This window comes from Pseudomonas sp. Sample_24, from assembly GCF_004307605.1.
Lineage (GTDB): Bacteria > Pseudomonadota > Gammaproteobacteria > Pseudomonadales > Pseudomonadaceae > Aquipseudomonas.
On sequence record NZ_RCNW01000002.1, the window covers coordinates 1 to 18,013 of the forward strand.

The window sequence follows — 18,013 nt, forward strand, 5'->3', positions numbered from 1 at the left end:
CCGGCCTTGGCATGAAGATTGAAATCGCTTCGTGGCGCAATATCGTGCCCAATGTGTGGTCGTTGCATATCCGCGATGCGCACTCGCCGATGTGTTTTACCAACGGCAAGGGCGCGACCAAGGAAGGCGCATTGGCGTCGGCGTTGGGCGAATTCATCGAACGCTTGAACTGCAATTTCTTCTACAACGATCAGTTCTGGGGGGAGGAACTGGCCAACGCGGCGTTTGTGCATTACCCGGACGAGCGCTGGTTCCAGCCTGGCCCTAAAGATGAACTGCCGAGCGAAATCCTCGACGATTATTGCCTGAAGATCTACAACCGCGATGGCGAGTTGCGTGGCTCGCACCTGTACGACACCAACTCGGGCAATGAAGAACGCGGCATCGTTTCGCTGCCGTTTGTGCGCCAGTCGGACGGCGAAGTGGTGTATTTCCCGTCCAACCTGATCGAAAACCTGTACCTGAGCAACGGCATGAGTGCCGGCAATACCCTGGCCGAAGCGCAGGTGCAGTGCCTGTCGGAAATCTTCGAGCGCGCGGTGAAACGCGAAATCATCGAAGGCGAATTTGCTCTGCCCGATGTACCGGCCGAGGTGTTGGCGAAGTACCCGGGGATCCTCGCTGGCATTCAGGCGCTGGAAGAGCAGGGCTTCCCGGTGCTGGTGAAGGATGCGTCACTGGGTGGCGAATTCCCGGTGATGTGCGTCACCTTGATGAACCCGCGCACCGGCGGCGTGTTCGCCTCGTTCGGCGCGCACCCGAGCCTGGAAGTGGCGCTGGAACGCAGCCTGACGGAACTGCTGCAGGGCCGCAGCTTCGAAGGCCTGAACGATTTGCCCCAGCCGACGTTTGAAGGCCATGCGGTGACTGAGCCGAACAACTTTGTCGAGCACTTCATCGATTCCAGCGGTGTGGTGTCGTGGCGTTTCTTTAGTGCCCAGTCGGACTACGAATTTGTGGAGTGGGACTTCTCGGGCCAGGGTGAAAACTCCAATGCCGAGGAGGCCGCAACACTGTTCGGCATTCTCGAAAACATGGGCAAGCAAGCGTATATGGCGGTGTATGAGCACATCGGTGCAGTGGCCTGCCGCATTCTGGTGCCGGACTATTCGGAAATTTATCCGCTCGACGATCTGATTTGGGACAACACCAACAAAGCCCTGTTCTTCCGTGCCGACATTCTGAACCTGCACAGCCTCGACAAGGCCGGCCTGAAATCACTGGTCAAGCGACTGGAAGACAGCGAGCTGGATGACTACACCGATATCACCACGCTGATCGGTATCGAATTCGACGACAATACCGCCTGGGGCCAGTTGACGATTCTGGAGTTGAAACTGCTGATTTATCTCGCTCTGCAGAAATACGAAGAAGCGAAAGAAGCGGTGGAAATGTTCCTGCAATACAACGACAACACGGTCGAGCGCGGCTTGTTCTACCAGGCCGTGAACGTGGTGCTGGAGATGAAGCTGGACGAAGACCTGGAACTGGAAGACTACGAAGCCAACTTCCGCCGCATGTTCGGCAACGAGCGGATGGACGCAGCCATCGGTTCGGTGGAGAGCACCGTGCGCTTCTATGGCTTGACGCCGACGAGCATGAAACTCGAAGGCCTCGACCGGCACCAGCGGCTGATCGACAGCTACAAAAAACTCCATGCAGCGCGGGCCAATATGACGGCTTTGTCCAACTGACAGGTCTGCTGCACCAATCCGTGTAGGAGCCAGCCTGCTGGCGATGGGCCTGAAGACAGCGCGTTCATTCAGGCAGAGCGCGTCATCGTTGACGACCATCGCGGGCAAGCCCGCTCCCACAGGGGATCTACTGTGGTCGAAAATCCCGATCACACCGGGATCCACTGTGGGAGCTGGCTTGCCAGCGCGCCGGCACATTCAGCACTTCTGTGACTGATACCCTTCTTTCGTCGGAACGCCGCCAGGAGCGAGCCCGCTCTCACAAGGCTTGGGAGCCGAGCACAAAATCTTCCGCCAGCCCCAAAACCTGTAGGAGCATGGCTTGCCCGCGATGGCTGCCTGGCTGCCAGCCCATCTCTGCCAGATGTTCCCAAATCCTCGCGATCTTCCAGACGAGGCACGTCTTCGTTGATGCCCATCGCGAGCAGGCTCGCTCCTACAGCAGCATCGGCTTTTTACATTCAGCCCTCGCTTGCTGAAAACATTCGCGCCAGCTGTCGCTGTTCGAACACCTCACTGACGAAGTCGATGAACACTCTTGTCTTGGCTGGCATCAGGGCGCGAGTGGCGAAGTACATCGAAATGGTTCCCGCGTCGGCGTACCAATCCGGTAGCAGTCGCACCAGGTCGCCGCGCTCGATCCAGCTCAGCACATCCGGGACTGCGAGGAAGCAGACGCCCAACCCCAGCAATGCGGCCTCGCGCATCGCCGCCGGGTCGTTGACGACAATGGTCTCCTTGAGACGGGCGGTCATTTCTGCGCCTTGCTTGTCGCGCAGGGTCCAATGCCTGACACGACCGGTGCGGCCGGAGCGCATTACGATTCCATTCAAGTCTTCGAGTGCGCCTGGATGGGGAGGTGAGGTTTTTCCATGCATGTATTGCGGTGATGCAACCGCGATGACATGAGCCGCAGAAAGTCGGCGCGAGATGACGCCTTGAGCCAGTTCAAAGCCTGCACCAATGGCCACGTCAAACCCCTCGGCGATCAGGTCTACCTGCCTGTTCTCGAAATGCCATTCCGGGCGAACCAACGGATACCGGGCCAAAAACTCTGGTAGCAGTGGCAGAACGTGGCTGATGCCAAAGGTGGGGGGCATGCTCACTTTCAACAGCCCGGCGGGCTCACCGTGGTCCGCGGCAATCGAGCTGATGGCGTTTTGCAACGCGTCCAGGTTGCCGCCAATGCTTGTCAGAAAATGCTCTCCGGCTTCGGTCAGCGTCAGCTTGCGTGTCGAACGATGAAACAATCTCACACCGATGTTTCGCTCGAGCATCGCCACATTGCGACTGACGGCGGCGGGGGTCAGCGCGAGTTGGCGCGCGGTAGCGGAGAAGCTGCCGGACTCTGCACTACGGACGAAACATTCGAGATTGGCCAGGGTTTCCATGGGTCACCTGATACTAATACTTGAAAATGATGCTAATCATTGCACGCTAATCAATTCATTTTCAGCAAGCCATGATGATTTCACCCTAACTCAAGAGTGAAATGTTCATGACGACCCAAACACTCCCGCTTGCTGGAAAAGTCGCCTTGGTGACCGGTGGTTCCCGTTCGATTGGCGCTGCGATTGCCAAGCGTCTTGCCGCTGACGGCGCACGGGTTGCGCTAACCTACAGTGCCTCGCCTGCCAAGGCTGAAGAAGTCGTAAAGGCCATTAACGCTGACGGTGGACGCGCCATTGCCATTTTCGCTGATGCCGGCGAGCCCGCTGCCGTGCGTGCAGCCGTTGCGCAAACCGTAGAAGCATTGGGTGGTATCGACATTCTGGTGAACAACGCCGGCCTTGCGCTCGGTGGTCCGATCGAGGACATCGAGTTTGAAACCTACCAGCGCATGATCGCCGTCAATGTCACTGGCGTTTTTATCGCCACTCAGGAAGCAGTTCGCTACATGAAAGACGGCGGCCGGATTATCCACATCGGCTCTTCCATGACCCGTTATGCCGCGTTCCCTACGGCGTCCCTCTACACCCTGACCAAAGGCGCCATCACCGGTTTCAATCGCAGCCTCGTGCGTGATCTGGGACCTAAAGGCATCACGGTCAACACCGTTCACCCAGGCCCGACAGACACCGACATGAACCCGGATGGCGGCCCGGTGAGCGACATCGTGAAACCAGGCATCGCGGTGGGGCGCTACGGTCAATCCCACGAAATTGCCAGTGTTGTCGCGTTCCTCGCAGGGCCTGAAGCCTCCTTCGTCACTGGCGCAGACATCGTCGCGGACGGTGGTTTCACGGCCTGATCCAGCTCTTCATTAAACAGCCGCAATCCAATCGTGCGCAGGATCTGCGGCTGTTTTTGTAAGGGAAATCTTTACCCGGGTTGGAGATTTCCCCCCTTCGGATGCTGTTCGTCTTAATACCGCTGCGGTGATGACTGACTTACCTTGCACAGACAAGAGGCGTGTCGTCGCAGCGGACCTTTCCCTGAGTCCGCCTGGCGTTTTACCCATAACAACAAGAGGCCTGGCAATGCTCGATTCAAACGTCCCGTACATCTCCCCTGCAAACCGCCGGTATGTGACAGGCATCTGCCGGTAACTGCTTCTGGCGACTTTTAGTTTGACACTGCTCCTATAAATACAGTGCCCCGAGCACATACAGATGTGGAGATGTTAGATGCATCAGGTAAAGCAATCTTGCCGCGGGCTCGGTATGGCCGGCGTGCTGGGGATGATCTGTGCGCCTTTGGCGGCACAGGCCGATGTCATTGATGACAGTCATTTCAAAGTGGATACCCGTAACTTCTACTTGCACCGTAACTACACCAATCACAATGCCGCGGATTCCGAAGTGCACAGTTGGTCGCAGGGCTTCGATGCGCAATTCACTTCCGGTTACACCGACACGGCGCTGGCCATCGGCCTCGATGTGGATGCGCAATACGCCCTGCGCCTGGATTCGTCTGGCAACGACGGTTCGCTGCCCTACAGTGTGAGCGACCAGCAGACGGCCGATGACTACAGTCGCGCCGGTGCAACCTTGAAAATGCGCTACAGCAAGACCGAGTTGAAGGTGGGGGATCTTCGCCCGCAATTGCCGGTGGCGTTCGATGACCCCAGTCGGCAGTTGGACACCATCTATCAAGGGGCCGTGGTTGAGTCCAGGGAAATCGACAAGTTGACGCTGACCGGAGGCCGTTTCTGGTCTGCGGTGACACGTGAGTCATCCAACCACGAGAAACTGTACAAGTACGGCTCCACCGATAACCTCGACAGTGACGGCCTGGATTTCGGCGGCGCCACTTACGACATCAGCAAAAACCTGCAAGCCAGTTACTTCTATGGCGTGTTGCACGATATTTATCAGCAGCACTATTTCGGCCTGATGCATATGGCTGATCTGGGCAACGGCTACAAACTGAAAACCGACTTGCGCTACTTCAATAACAATGAAGATGGCAGTGCGCTGAACGGTGAAATCGACAACCGTTCCTATGGTGCACTGTTCAGTTTGCTCAAGGGCGCGCACATGTTTGGCGTCAGTTACCAGCGCATGCTCGGTGACAGCGTGTTCCCGACGATGAACGGCTATATCCCGCAACCCTACCTCGTGCACTGGTCATCTCTGGGCTTTGTGCGCCCGGACGAAAAGTCCTGGTCGGCGCGCTACAGCTATGACTTTGCCGGAATGGGCATGCCGGGCTTGAAGTTCTTCACTCGCTACACCAAGGGCACCAACTGGGACCGTGGTGGCAACCTCAGCGACAACGAAGAAAGCGAGCGTTTCCTGGGACTCAACTACGTGGTGCAGAGCGGCGCGCTGCAAGGCCTGGCACTGGATTTGCGTAACATCGATGTGAAGCAGAAGTACGGTTACGACTACAACGAATTCCGTGTCGCCACGACCTACACCTGGAAGTTCTGGTAAACCCGGTTCACCCAGAGATTGACCCTATAACAATAAGAGGCCTGACCATGATCGAACCCCTCATCCTTTACATCTGCCCCGCAACTTCCCAGTCGCTGCGCCGTGCAGCGTCACCCGGTGCGCTGCGCGCATGAGCGGATTCCAAAAGGAGCAAACACTAGTGAATATCCAGGTCGATAACGCGGTCCTGCAGCAGAAGAAGACTTACCTTTACGAGTGGTACGTGGTCGGCTTGTGCATGATCGCCTACATCTTTTCATTTGTGGATCGGCAGATCCTGGCGTTGATGATCGAACCGATCAAAGCCGATCTGCAAATCAGCGACACCCAGTTCAGCTTGCTGCACGGGTTGGCGTTTTCATTGTTCTACGCGTTCATGGGCATGCCCATTGCTTATCTGGCTGACCGCTTCTCCCGGCCGAAAATCATCGCCATTGGCGTGGTGTTCTGGAGCCTGGCGACGGCCGCCTGCGGCCTGAGCAAGAATTTTCTGCACATGTTTCTCGCGCGTATCGGCGTGGGTGTCGGCGAAGCTGCGCTATCGCCTTCGGCATACTCGATGTTCAGCGACATGTTCCCCAAGGAGAAGCTCGGCCGCGCAGTGGGTATCTACTCGATCGGCTCGTTCGTTGGTGGCGGCCTGGCCTTCCTGGTCGGCGGCTATGTGATCGCGATGCTCAAGGACATGAACACCATCGAAGTGGCCTTTCTCGGCGCGATGAAAGCCTGGCAGTTGGCGTTCTTCATTGTCGGTCTGCCCGGCATCCTGGTCGGCCTGCTGATCTGGCTCACCGTGCGCGACCCGGCGCGCAAAGGCCTGCAGGTCGATGCGCAGGGGCGGGCAAAGAAGGTCGCGCTGAGCGATGGCTTGCGTTTCCTCGGGCGCCACCGTGCAACGTTCACCTGCCATTACCTGGGCTTTTCGTTCTACGCCATGGTGCTGTTCTGCATGATGAGCTGGAGCCCGGCGTTGTACATCCGCAAGTTCGGTCTGTCGCCCATGGAGGCGGGCTACATGCTCGGCACCGTGCTGTTGCTGGCCAACACCGCCGGCGTGCTGTTCGGTGGATGGCTCACCGACTATCTGGCCAAGAAGGGGCACCAGGACGCCGCCATGCGCACCGGCGTCATCGGCGCCCTCGGCATGGCGGTACCGGCCGTGCTGTTCCCGCAAGTCGATCAACTGTGGCTGTCGGTCGCGCTGTTGGTGCCGGCGATGTTTTTTGCCTCGTTCCCGATGCCGGCGTCCACGGCGGCCATGCAGATCCTCGCGCCGAATCAGGTGCGGGCACAGGTCTCGGCAGTTTTCCTGCTGATCAGCAATCTGTTGGGGTTGGGTTTGGGCACTACGCTGGTGGCTCTGTTGACCGACCGCTACTTCGGTTCGCCGGCGGCGGTGGGTTCGTCGATGTCCTTGGTCATCGCCGGCGCGTCGGCGTTGACCGTGCTTCTGCTGTGGCGTGGTTGCCGTCGATTCCGTGAAAGCTATGCCCGGGAATATCCGGCTCACGCGTGATCGGTCATAGTCCATGATCGGCGCCTCGGCCTCGCTCCTTTCGACGGGAGCGGGGCCTTGGCGCTCCAGGTCAGGAGGATCCTCGATGTTGAATGACGTACACCTGCTGGAACGGCACAGCCTGCTCAGCTCGGCCGATTACCGTGAGATCAAGGACAAGGTCAGCCACTACCTGTGCCCGCACAGTTTCAACGTGCTGCGTGACGCGCCGATCCAGACCCGGCTCAACGGCGTGTTCTTCGGTGATTCGGCGCTGCTCGACTTGCGCTATGGCGCGCCGGTGGAAATCACCATCGGCGACGTTGCCGATCAATACCTGTTTCGCATTACCTTGCAGGGCCATTGCGAAGTGGCCCACGGCCGGCGCAGCGCGGCGATGCAGTCGGGCTACCTGAGCGTGTCCTCGCCGTTCGCGCAAAGCCGCATCGTCACCGATGGGCAATGCCGCAACCTGATCCTGCGCATCGACCGGGATGCCCTGGAGACCCAACTGCAACGCTTGCTCGGCCGCAGCCTGCGGCAGTCGGTGATCTTCGATGTCAGCGTCGACCCGCTGGGCGCCGGCGTTGTCAGTCTCTACCACACGCTGGACTACATCTGCCGGCTCTACGGCGATGGCGTGGACGGTTCGCGCCTCGCCAGCGGGCTGTCCGAATACCTGATGCAATTGCTGCTGACACAGTTACCGCACAACTACTCCGCGGACCTTTTGCTCGACAAGCGTGCGCCGCTGCCGCATCACGTGAAGAAGGCCCGGGACTACATCGAGGCGCACCTCGACGCACCGATCAGCCTGGCCACCCTGAGCGAGCTGTGTGGCGTTTCGGTGCGCACCTTGCAAAACGGCTTCAGGCAGTTTCTCCAGCAGGCGCCGGTGGAGTACATCCGTGACCGGCGCCTGGCGGTGATCCATGAATCGCTGAAGCAGGGCCGGGACGGTGAAACCGTCACCGATATCCTGTTGCGCCACGGCATCAACAGTTTCGGGCACTTTTCCACGGCCTATCGGCATCGCTACGGCTGCTTGCCGTCGGACACCCTGCGGCGATGCAAGCATTGAGACTTCTGCGCAATCCGTAACGCGGCTGCGCAATCGGGTAAGTGCGCGGCAGCCCGGCTCGATAGCATCGAGTCACTTACAAGAGGAGTGACTCGATGAATATTACGGTGCTGGGTGGTGGACATGGCTGTTACGCCGCTGCTGTTGAAATGGCTGAAAAGGGACATCAAACCCGCCTGTGGCGTCGTGACAGCGCCGCGCTCAAGGAATTGCAGGACATTGGCAGCCTGACCATCAAGGACTATCGGAGCACTCGCCAGTTATCCGTGGGAAAGCAGGGCGACAAGCTGTCGCTGACCGATGATCTGGCCGAAGCCCTGGGCGATGCGCAACTGGTGATTATTCCGCTGCCGTCGACCTCCCACGAAGACCTGGCCAAACATGTAGCGCCACACCTGCACGACGGTCAGGTGGTGTTTTTGCCACCGGGCACGTTCGGCAGCTACGTGTTTGCCAAGGCCATGGCCGATTTGGGCAACCAGAGCAAAGTCGCCTTCGCCGAAACCGGTACGCTGCCGTACCTGGTGCGCAAGCATGGCGCCAGTGACCTGGTGATCAGTGGCTACGCCACGCGCCTGCCGACCGGCGTATTCCCCAGCAATCTGTCCGAGCACGCCTTCGCGGTACTGCGTGAGGCCTACCCGAGCGTGGAACCGATCGAAGACGCCCTCAGCGGCGCGTTGATGAACGCCGGTCCCATCATCCACCCGCCGTTGATCATGATGAACGCCGGTCCTCTGGAGCACTTCGAAGCCTGGGACATTCACAACGAAGGCACCCAACCGTCGATTCGCCGCGTGACCAACCAGCTCGACGCCGAACGCATGGCCGTACGCGAAGCCCTGACTTATGGCGCGCCGCATTTCCCCTTGGCCGACCACTACAACACCCACCAAGGCGACGAGTGGATGTACGGTCGCGGCGCCCACGGCAAGTTGACCGACAGCGGCGACTGGCGCGAAGACATCGACCTGCAGAAACACCGCTACATGCTCGAGGACACTCGCCTGGGCCTGTCTTTCCTGGTGTCCGTGGGGCGCTGGGCCGGTGTGCCGACCCCGGTGGCGCAGGGCTTGCTGAGCATTGCCTCGGTGGTTGCCGAGCGTGATCTCTACGCCGAGGGCCGCACCCTGGAAAATCTCGGTCTGGTTAAGCTTGACCGGGTGCAAATGACCGAACTGCTGACCAAGGGTTTTAACTGATGAACGCCCCCTTGCCTCATGTCAGCGTGGTCGGTGCCGGGCGGATGGGCGAGGGCATTGCCCTGGCGTTCATTCATGCGGGCCTGCCGGTCACCCTCATCGATATCAAGGATCGCGCCGAGGCAGAGCGTCACGATTACTTCGAGCGTGTACGCAACAGTATCCGCGGGGAACTGCAAACGCTGGTACGCCTGGGCGTGCTTCAACCGGAGCAGGCGGACATCGCGCTTTGCCGATTGACGTTGCAATGCCGGTCCGGGGCCGCAGCGACATTGCGCCTGTGCGACCTGGTGTTCGAAGCCGTGCCGGAAGTCATCGCGGTCAAGCAGCAGACCTTCGCCTGGGTCAGCGAGCATGTTCCGGCGTCGACCATCATCGCGTCTACGACCTCGACCTTTCTGGTCACCGAGTTGAGCGAAATGGTCAGTCAGCCACAGCGCTTTGTGAACGCGCACTGGTTGAACCCGGCCTACTTGATGCCGCTGGTGGAAGTCAGCCGCAGTGCAACGACTTGCCCGCAGGTGGTCGAACGTCTGCTGCAATTGCTCAAGCGCATTGGCAAGGTGCCCGTGGTGTGCAACCCGGTGGCCGGCTACATCGTGCCGCGCATCCAGGCGCTGGCGATGAACGAAGCTGCGCGGATGGTGGAAGAGGGTGTGGCCAGCGCAGAGGATATCGACACCGCGGTGCGCGTCGGTTTCGGTTTGCGCTTCTCGGTACTCGGGCTGTTGGAGTTCATCGACTGGGGCGGCGGCGATATTCTCTACTATGCCTCGCGTTATCTGAGCGGGGCGCTGGCACCGCGTTTCGAGTCGCCACAGGTGATCGCCGACAACATGCAAAACGGCCGCAATGGCTTGCGCGATGGTCAGGGTTTCTATGATTACCGAGACCTCGACGTGGACGCCTACAAGCAACAGCGACTCGGCGATTTCGTTCGCAAGCTGGCGTTGTCGGGGCTGACGCCGGCATTCGACGGCGCCTTGAAGCAGGGTTGAGCATCAGGGCCGGCAGCCCGGCCCTGACCGCTACGGTTTCTTCGGCGGGACGGTAAAATTCACCGTCGTGCTGGTCAGGACCCTGTGCGTCGGATCGGCGACTTCGAGCAGAACCTTGTGAGGCCCGGGCGTCAGCCCAACCAGGATGATCGGGTCTTCACTGGTGTGCGCCCATGTACCTTTCCAGTCGTCGACGGTCACGTGCAGATGACTCAGCCGAGGCGATACATCAGCCGCCGCTTTACCAAAGACCGGCATGATCCTGGCGTGCGCCGCTCGATACTGGATGATCACAACACCACGGGCGAGCGGCTCGGCAAGCGGGGGGTAGGCAATCAGTTCGGGTGCTGTTTCGGATTCCAGGGGCAGAATCGCCGGCGGCGGGCTGGTATCTGCTGGCGTTTGTGCGCACGCGGCTGTGCAAAAGAACCCGGCAAAAGCCAGGGCTATCAGGTTTTCGTGAGCGAGGAACATGGTGGTTACTCCCGCGAGATGTCTTCCAAATTAAAGTTGGCTTCCCCCAAAACTCCCCAGCTGACTGTCATCGATGGATAGTTTGACTTCGCTTTGCAACAACGCCAAGGCCCGGTCAAAGTCAAAGCGCTCAAGCTCATGCGCCACCCGGCTCAGGCGCTTGGCCAGTGCGACATCGAGCGCCAACCGACGGATCTCCTCGAGCGCTTCAAAGGCGGCGGTGTCGCTCTCAGCCAATAATTGCCCGAGCCGAGTGAGCTGCTGCTTGAGCTCCGTTGAGGGTTGAGACGCCTGCTGCGCAATCGGTGGACTGGCTGCGCCAAGACGAGCAAGCGCGTTCAACACCGGCATCAAGCATTGTTGCACCTCAGCCAAATGGCTCTGCACGACACTACTCGTTTCGCCAGCCCGGCAGGCTTGCTCCAACTGCGCAGCGGTCTGCGCTAAAGCCTTGGCCCCAATGTTGCCGGCGCAACCGCGCAGGGTATGAGCCGCGCGCATGGCCGCGGCCGGATCGGTGTCGGCGAGGGCTGCCTGGAACTGCTCGACAAAGCTGATCTGGGCTGCATGGAATGTGCGCAACAGCCGCAGGTAAAGGGCGCGCTTGCCTGAACAGGCGGCTAATCCTGCGACCTGATCGATACCTTCAAGCTCAGCGGGCAACTGTTCGGATGTTTCGGGATCGTTCACCTCCTGCTCCCGGCCTCGACGACCGCGCCTTGGTTTGATCCAGCCGGCCAACGTGGCGAACATGGCCTCGACGTCCAATGGCTTGGTCAGGTGGTCATTCATGCCGCAGGCGATGGCGCGTTCGCGGTCTCCGGTCATGGCGTCGGCGGTCATGGCGATGATCGGTAGTGCGGCCAGGTGCGACTGCTGACGAATCCGGCGGGTCGCGGTATAGCCGTCCATTACCGGCATCTGGCAGTCCATCAGCACACCGTCGAAATCGCTGTCGCGTGCCAGCAGATCAAGTGCCTGTTGACCATCAAAAGCCAGTTCCAGCGTTATGCCGGCCTCTTGCAACAAATCGCACGCCAGCTCCCGGTTCAGCTCATTGTCCTCCACCAACAGCAGCCGCGCGCCTTTCAAGCGTGCGATATTGTCAGCGCTCTGCTCGCTGCGTTCACTGGCGCGTGTGCCGGTTTGCGGCAGTTTGCCGAACACGCTGCCTATGGCTTCGAGCAAGGTGGAGGGAGTGACCGGTTTGGTCAGTACCACCGGCAGTTGCACGTGCTCGCGCCTGGCCTGTTCAAGCAACTCCTCGCGGTCGAGTGCCGTGACCATGATGACTGACGGTGTACGCGCCAGATTGGCCGAACGCATCTGGCGGACCGTCTCGACGCCATCCATGCCCGGCATCCGCCAGTCCATCAGAACGACGTCGAAGGGCAACGAATTCTTCTCGGCCTGCGCCAGCATGCGCAGGGCCATGCGACCACTTTCGGCGACGTCCACTTCGACACCGAAGCTGTGCGCCATGCCCGAAAGAATCTCCCGGGCACTGGCGTTGTCATCGACCACCAACACGCGGATACCCAGCAATTCATCGGCGGTGAACATCCGTCGCGCAGGGGCATTTGCCTGTACGCCCAGACGTACGCAAAAGTGAAACGTCGAACCGCTGCCCAGTGCGCTCTCGACCCAGATACGTCCCTCCATCATTTCCACCAGACGCTTGGAAATCGCCAGGCCCAGGCCTGTGCCGCCGTACTTGCGCGTTGTAGAACTGTCGGCCTGCATGAACGACTGAAAAATTCGCTGGCAATGCTCTTCGCTCATGCCGATACCGGTGTCGCGCACCCAGAAGTGCAGTTCGACCTTGCCCTCGGCAGTTCCCAGGCGCTCGATGCCCAGCACAATTTCACCCTGTTCAGTGAACTTCGTCGCGTTGTTGCCCAGGTTGGCCAGGATTTGGCCGAGGCGCAACGGGTCGCCAATCAGCGCGGTCGGCAAATCGGCGACCGTGCTGTAGAGCAGCTCCAGGCCTTTGTCCTCGGCCTTCAGGCCCACCACGTTGGTGAAGTTCTCCAGCACGTCTTCGAGGCGGAATGGAATGAGTTCCAGGTCCATCCTGCCAGCCTCGATCTTGGAGAAATCGAGGATGTCGTTGATGATCCCCAGCAGGCTTTCCGCCGAGCGATGCACCTTCACAATGTAGTTGCGTTGCCGGTTGTCCAGATTGGTGCGCAGCGCCAGATGACTCATGCCGATAATGGCGTTCATCGGTGTGCGGATCTCATGGCTCATGTTGGCGAGGAATTCACTCTTGGCCCGTGTCGCCTCTTCGGCGATTTCCCGGGCGTGCTGCACATGTGCCTCGGCGGCCTTGCGATCGGTGATGTCGTAATACCAACTGGCGCTGATGCGGCGCTCACCCAGCGTCAAAGGAACAGCCGAGAGCAAGACCTCGAAACGTTCTCCTCCATCGCGCTGCAGACTGGCCTCGAAGTTCAAAACCGCGCCCCTGGCGGCGGCGTCCAGGAAGCGCCCGCGTGCTTGCGCATCGCACCAGAACTGGCTTTCATCCATCTCGCCCAAATGCTCGCGGTCGACGCCAAACAGGCCCTCCAGCTCCGGGTTGCAGTAACTCAGGCGCCCCTCATCGTCACGGATCAGCATGGCCACCGGGCTGCTGTCCAATACCGCACGCAACTGCGTTTCGCTGGACTTGAGCGCCGCTTGCATTTGCCGACGCTCGCTGACATCGCGAACCGAAGCGCATATGCACGTGCCACGACCTTCCAGCAGCGGCAAGTGCGACAGGCCGATCTCTACGGAAAACAGGTTGCCGTCCTTGCGAAGGCCCTTGAGATCCTCCAGCTTGGCGCCCATCTGCCGGGTGCTGCCATGGGCAATGAAGCCATCGCGCAAACTCACATGCCGCCCGCGTGCGGCTTCAGGCACCAGGCGCTCGATGGACTCGCCCACCAACTCGCCCGGGGCATAACCGAACAGCGTGTCCAATTGCGGATTGGTCATCAGGATTGCGCCTTCGGCATTGATGACGATCATGCCGTCCGGCGCGGCCTCGAGGATCGCCCGATACCAGGCCTTGGTGGCACGCAAGGCGCTCTGTTGCTTTTCCAGTTCCTGCGATTGCAGCTCCAGGCGCAAGGCCTGCTCACCCATTTCATCAGCCTGGCGACGAGTTTCGATCAACAAGGATTGCACCGCCAAATTACGTTCCATCACCGCCATGGCACCGGCGAGGCGCGGCATGGCCTCCTGTAATAACGCCTGTTCACGAGGCCCCAGCGGTTGATGACCCGCCAGTTCGAGCACGCCGAGCAAACGTTCACCGCGTAATACCGGCTGAACCAGCAGATAGCTGGCCGGCACTTCACCCAACTGCGAATGCAAGCGTCCCAGCGACTGGCCAAGTCCCTGCAATTCACGCGGCGCCCGATCCAGCGCGCATTGCCCCAACAGGCCGGCTCCCATCATCACCGTCGGCGCCGGCGGGTAATCAGGATCGGTCGCGTAGCTGCCAATCAGTTGCAGGCTTTCATCCTGCTCTTGCACGCTATAGAGCACGCCCCGGCATACACCCAACATGCTCGCCATATGCCGCAAAAAGACCTGCGTCAGCTCCCGTGGCGTTTCCGCTTGCGGCAAATCGGCCTGCAGCTGCTCGGTTTGCGCCTTGACCCAGCGTTGGCGCTCCAATTGTTGCGACTCGGTTTGCAGCGTCGCGATGGCACGCGCCAGATCCCCCGTTTCATTTTGCAGATCGGTGTGGGGGATCGTCCCATCCAGGTGGCCGGCGGTCAGTTCGTCTACGGCGGCGCGAACCTGGTAGAGGGGCAGGCGAATCGAGCGGCTGATCAACCAACCCATCAACCACGCCAGTGCCAGGCCACCGAACAGCAACACATAAGTGAGCCGGGTACTGCGCCCGGCGGATTCGGCGATCTGTTTGGCCGTGTCATGAATGGAGGCCTGTTTGACGCTCGCCACTTGTTTGAGCAAGTCGTCTGCGCGCTCATCCAGGCTTTGGAACACGACACTATTGATCAGCCGAGTGGCTTGCACTTGATCCCCGGCACTCGCCAGTTCCAGTGCGGTCTCACCGTCGTGCAGTAAACGCTTCAGCAAAATCTCGAATGTGGCGAACCGCTCCTGGTTCTCCTGGCGCCACAGGGTCGGTTGGATTTGCAGCAGCGCTTCTTGCAGATGTTGCCGAGACTCGCGAAATTGCGTGACGCCCTTGCTACGAACAACTTCATTGCCACCATCGACGGCATGCTGCAATCCCTGTACGAGATGCGGCATCAGCACTCTCGCTTCCTGCAGCGGTTCGATGCCCGCCAACTCTTGCCGGTACAGCCTCTGCATATCGGCTTTCAACAAGTCTTGGGCACGCAGGCTTTGCACGCCGAGTATCAGAACCAGCGCCCCTAATGTCCCGAAGCCGAGGATCAATTTGATGCGAAGCGGCAGACGTTCCAGCAGCGCGAGCACTCTGGTCATGGCAATTCCCGTTAATGAAAAACCGACGTGTTCACCGCTCAGGGCTTTTGCGAAAGGCGTTGCAGGTCGGCCAGCCTCGTCATGTCCTGATCGCTGTCCGTAAACCGCTCGGCAATGGCATGGAATTGCTCGGCATTGGCAAGGAAGGCATCGCACACGTCAGGATCGAAGTGGCTCGCGCGCCCCTGACGAATGATCTCCACGGCCTGTTCGTGCGGCATTCCGGCCTTGTACACACGACGACTGATCAACGCGTCATAAACGTCCGCCACCGCCATCAACCGGGCACTGACTGGAATTTCTTCGCCGACCAATCCCTGCGGATAGCCGCTGCCGTCCCACTTTTCCTGGTGGCTGTAGGCGATTTCCTTGGCCACGCGCAGAAAGTCCACTGAAAGCCCCAACTGGTCCTCGGCACGCTGAATAGCGTCGCGGCCCAACGTGGTGTGGGTCTTCATGATTTCAAATTCATCCGCAGTGAACCGCCCCGGTTTGAGCAGGATGTGATCCGGAATGCCGATCTTGCCGATATCGTGCAGCGGCGCCGACCTGAACAACTGGCGGATGCTGTCATCGTTGAGCACTGGATTGAAACGCGGATGATCGCGCAGCAATTCAGCCAGCAGCCTGACGTAGTGTTGGGTGCGGCGGATATGGTTGCCCGTCTCGTTGTCGCGGGTCTCGGCCAGAGAAGCCATGGCGTGGATAGTGACATCCTGAATGGCCACCACCTCGCGAGTGCGGCGCTGGACCTCCTGTTCGAGGAATTCATTCTGGTCGCGAAGGAAGTCAGCCGCAGCCTTGATCTTCAGTTGGGTCTGCACCCGAGCCAGGACCAATGACGGACTGATGGGTTTGGTGATGTAGTCGACAGCGCCCAACTCCAGGCCCTGGATTTCGTTTTCCAATGACGCCAGTGCCGTAAGAAAAATGATCGGGATGTCGCGGGTGCGTGCGTCTTGCTGCAGCTTGCGTGCAACCTCATGACCGGACAGCCCCGGCATCATGATGTCGAGCAGGATCAGATCCGGCAGTGGATTGTTTTGCAGTATGCGCAACGCCGTTTCGCCGCTGTTGGCGGCCTTGACCCGATATTTGTCCTTGAGCAGATCGGCCATCAACATCAAGTTGTCTGGCGTGTCATCGACCACCAGAACGGTGGTCGCAGGATAAACATCCTGTTCAATACCCATGTCTTTTGGCTCCGCTGCCCTTTGAAGGATTGCCCAAAGTCCTTCCATTGCAGTCAAGCGTAGCTCTATTCATCGCGTTTGCTGCTGGAGTAACCGTTGTACTTGAGTTGTCCGTTACGAATGCCGGAACAGATGAGCATTGCTGTCGATGATGGTCTGGATGATTTCCACTGAACCATTAATGGCGAATTGCGCGCCCATGCACACCAGAAGAAAACCCATCAGCCGTGATATGGCATCAATGCCTGACTGTCCCATGATTTTCATGATGATTCCCGAACCCCGCAGGCATACCCAAAGAATGAGTGCGGTGAACAGAAAAATCAGCGGTGGGGCGACCAACAAGACCCAGGCAGGAAACAAGGTACTGTTTTTGATCGTGGCGGCGGAGCTGATGATCATCGCAATGGTGCCAGGCCCGGCGGTACTCGGCATGGCCAGCGGGATAAAGGCAAAGTTCGGTTGTTCCTGTGGGCCGTTGCTCAAGGAAGAGGGGGCAACAGTCGGCGGAAACAACATCTTCAAGCCCATGATGATAAGAATTCCGCCACCGGCCATACGCAAGCCCGGGATGGAGATGTTAAACGCATCCATCACAAACGCGCCTACGTAGTAGGTCACTGCCATGATCAGAAAAACATAGAACGACGTCAGAAAAGCCTGGGTGTTTTTTTCCTTGTGACTCAACCCTTTACTCAAGGCGAGAAACAGCGCAACTGTCGTAGGCGGGTTCGTCAGTGGCAGCAGTGCCAATAACCCAAGGCCGATTGCGTTGAACAGATCTGTCATATCGAACTCAAGTCCTGTTGTTCGGGGCCACGTTATCGGCAAACGCAATCAGCGTGAGGTTTTGACCGTCATGATTTCGGTATAGATGGCATCGATTGTCTGCCCCACCTGAAGCTTCTTCATTCTTTCCTGAAGCTTCGGATCTTCGACTTTCAGGACAGTCGCTTCGCCCTCTGGCGGAAGCAAGGTCACCTCATGCTGTTTCAAGTCAATGCGGGTGATCTTGGACGTGACCTTGACCTCGCGAACCGCTTCACCGCCGGGATTGGGATTGTCCTTGGTGGCGCGGATAGTCATCGATTCCTTGCTAACGCCGGGTGTGCCGCCCACATCGGTATCGAGCACATACGCCACCGAGCGAACCACATGGATGTCGACCGTGTCGCCGACTTTCAGATTGTGCAGGTTCTTGGCCTGGTCTGTGAGTTGGATGGGCACCGGACTCTTGTCGCGTCCTTCGATGGTGACCTGGTGGTTGGCGGGATCAACGGCCAGTACACGAGAAACAATATGGCCTTGCATGGAATTGCTGCCCAACGGTATGTCGTCGGCATGGGTCGTCAGGCAAAGCGTCGAGAAGAGGGAGGCGAGGGCAATGGCGCAGGAAAGGGAGCGGGTTGATTTCATGGGCTGCTTTTCCGTGGAGGTTGGAAAGGGCGAATCCGTGCGCAACAAGTTGGTCACTCGGTTACACGTCGATGCCTCTAGTTAAGCGGCCATTCATGGCTTTAGCCAA

At 59.2% G+C, this 18,013-nt stretch carries 13 protein-coding genes; 7 read left to right on the forward strand and 6 right to left on the reverse strand.

Translation table 11 applies throughout. From position 1 onward, the window contains the following. Positions 1–1,694: OsmC domain/YcaO domain-containing protein (locus D8V06_RS00050; protein ID WP_130930219.1), on the forward strand; the 1,694-nt coding region annotated here is incomplete at its 5' end. A 461-nt stretch (positions 1,695–2,155) separates the two neighbouring features. Here the strand turns inward: D8V06_RS00050 and D8V06_RS00055 are convergent. Further along, a complete protein-coding gene (locus D8V06_RS00055; RefSeq protein WP_130930220.1) occupies positions 2,156–3,085 on the reverse strand; it encodes a LysR family transcriptional regulator in 930 nt (309 codons plus the stop codon). A gap of 107 nt (positions 3,086–3,192) precedes the next feature. Here D8V06_RS00055 and D8V06_RS00060 point away from each other — a divergent pair, with 107 nt between their 5' ends. The 6 genes from D8V06_RS00060 to D8V06_RS00085 all read left to right on the forward strand — a co-directional run bounded on the left by D8V06_RS00060 (position 3,193) and on the right by D8V06_RS00085 (position 10,348). Beyond that, positions 3,193–3,945, forward strand: coding sequence for a 3-oxoacyl-ACP reductase family protein (locus D8V06_RS00060; RefSeq protein ID WP_130930221.1), 753 nt, complete (start codon positions 3,193–3,195; stop codon positions 3,943–3,945). A gap of 376 nt (positions 3,946–4,321) precedes the next feature. Continuing rightward, positions 4,322–5,572: an OprD family outer membrane porin gene (locus tag D8V06_RS00065; RefSeq protein WP_130904566.1), complete on the forward strand. Its 1,251-nt coding sequence runs from the start codon at positions 4,322–4,324 to the stop codon at positions 5,570–5,572. Positions 5,573–5,732: 160 nt separating this feature from the next. Beyond that, positions 5,733–7,088, forward strand: a complete 1,356-nt coding sequence (locus tag D8V06_RS00070; RefSeq protein ID WP_056856641.1) for an MFS transporter — start codon at positions 5,733–5,735, stop codon at positions 7,086–7,088. Positions 7,089–7,173: 85 nt separating this feature from the next. Beyond that, positions 7,174–8,148, forward strand: coding sequence for an AraC family transcriptional regulator (locus D8V06_RS00075; RefSeq protein WP_130907090.1), 975 nt, complete (start codon positions 7,174–7,176; stop codon positions 8,146–8,148). A gap of 95 nt (positions 8,149–8,243) precedes the next feature. Then, a complete protein-coding gene (locus D8V06_RS00080; protein WP_130930222.1) occupies positions 8,244–9,350 on the forward strand; it encodes an NAD/NADP-dependent octopine/nopaline dehydrogenase family protein in 1,107 nt (368 codons plus the stop codon). Continuing rightward, entirely contained in the window at positions 9,350–10,348 is a 999-nt protein-coding gene (locus D8V06_RS00085) for a 3-hydroxybutyryl-CoA dehydrogenase (protein WP_130907088.1), read from the forward strand. The genes D8V06_RS00080 and D8V06_RS00085 overlap by 1 nt, the downstream gene beginning before the upstream one ends. 30 nt (positions 10,349–10,378) lie before the next feature. On the opposite strand, the gene D8V06_RS00090 is transcribed toward D8V06_RS00085, so the two are convergent. The 5 genes from D8V06_RS00090 to D8V06_RS00110 form a co-directional block, all read right to left on the reverse strand. Further along, positions 10,379–10,822, reverse strand: coding sequence for a DUF6130 family protein (locus tag D8V06_RS00090; protein WP_130930223.1), 444 nt, complete (start codon positions 10,820–10,822; stop codon positions 10,379–10,381). 30 nt (positions 10,823–10,852) lie between these two features. Further along, positions 10,853–15,295, reverse strand: coding sequence for a response regulator (locus tag D8V06_RS00095; protein WP_130930224.1), 4,443 nt, complete (start codon positions 15,293–15,295; stop codon positions 10,853–10,855). 38 nt (positions 15,296–15,333) lie between these two features. Continuing rightward, entirely contained in the window at positions 15,334–16,488 is a 1,155-nt protein-coding gene (locus D8V06_RS00100; RefSeq protein ID WP_130930225.1) for a two-component system response regulator, read from the reverse strand. A gap of 114 nt (positions 16,489–16,602) precedes the next feature. Then, positions 16,603–17,277 (reverse strand): MarC family NAAT transporter, encoded by a 675-nt coding sequence (locus tag D8V06_RS00105; RefSeq protein WP_130930226.1) that lies wholly within the window; start codon positions 17,275–17,277, stop codon positions 16,603–16,605. Between the two features lie 48 nt (positions 17,278–17,325). Next, on the reverse strand, positions 17,326–17,904 hold the full coding sequence (locus D8V06_RS00110) for a hypothetical protein (RefSeq protein ID WP_130930227.1): 579 nt from the start codon (positions 17,902–17,904) through the stop codon (positions 17,326–17,328). Positions 17,905–18,013: the final 109 nt, after the last annotated feature.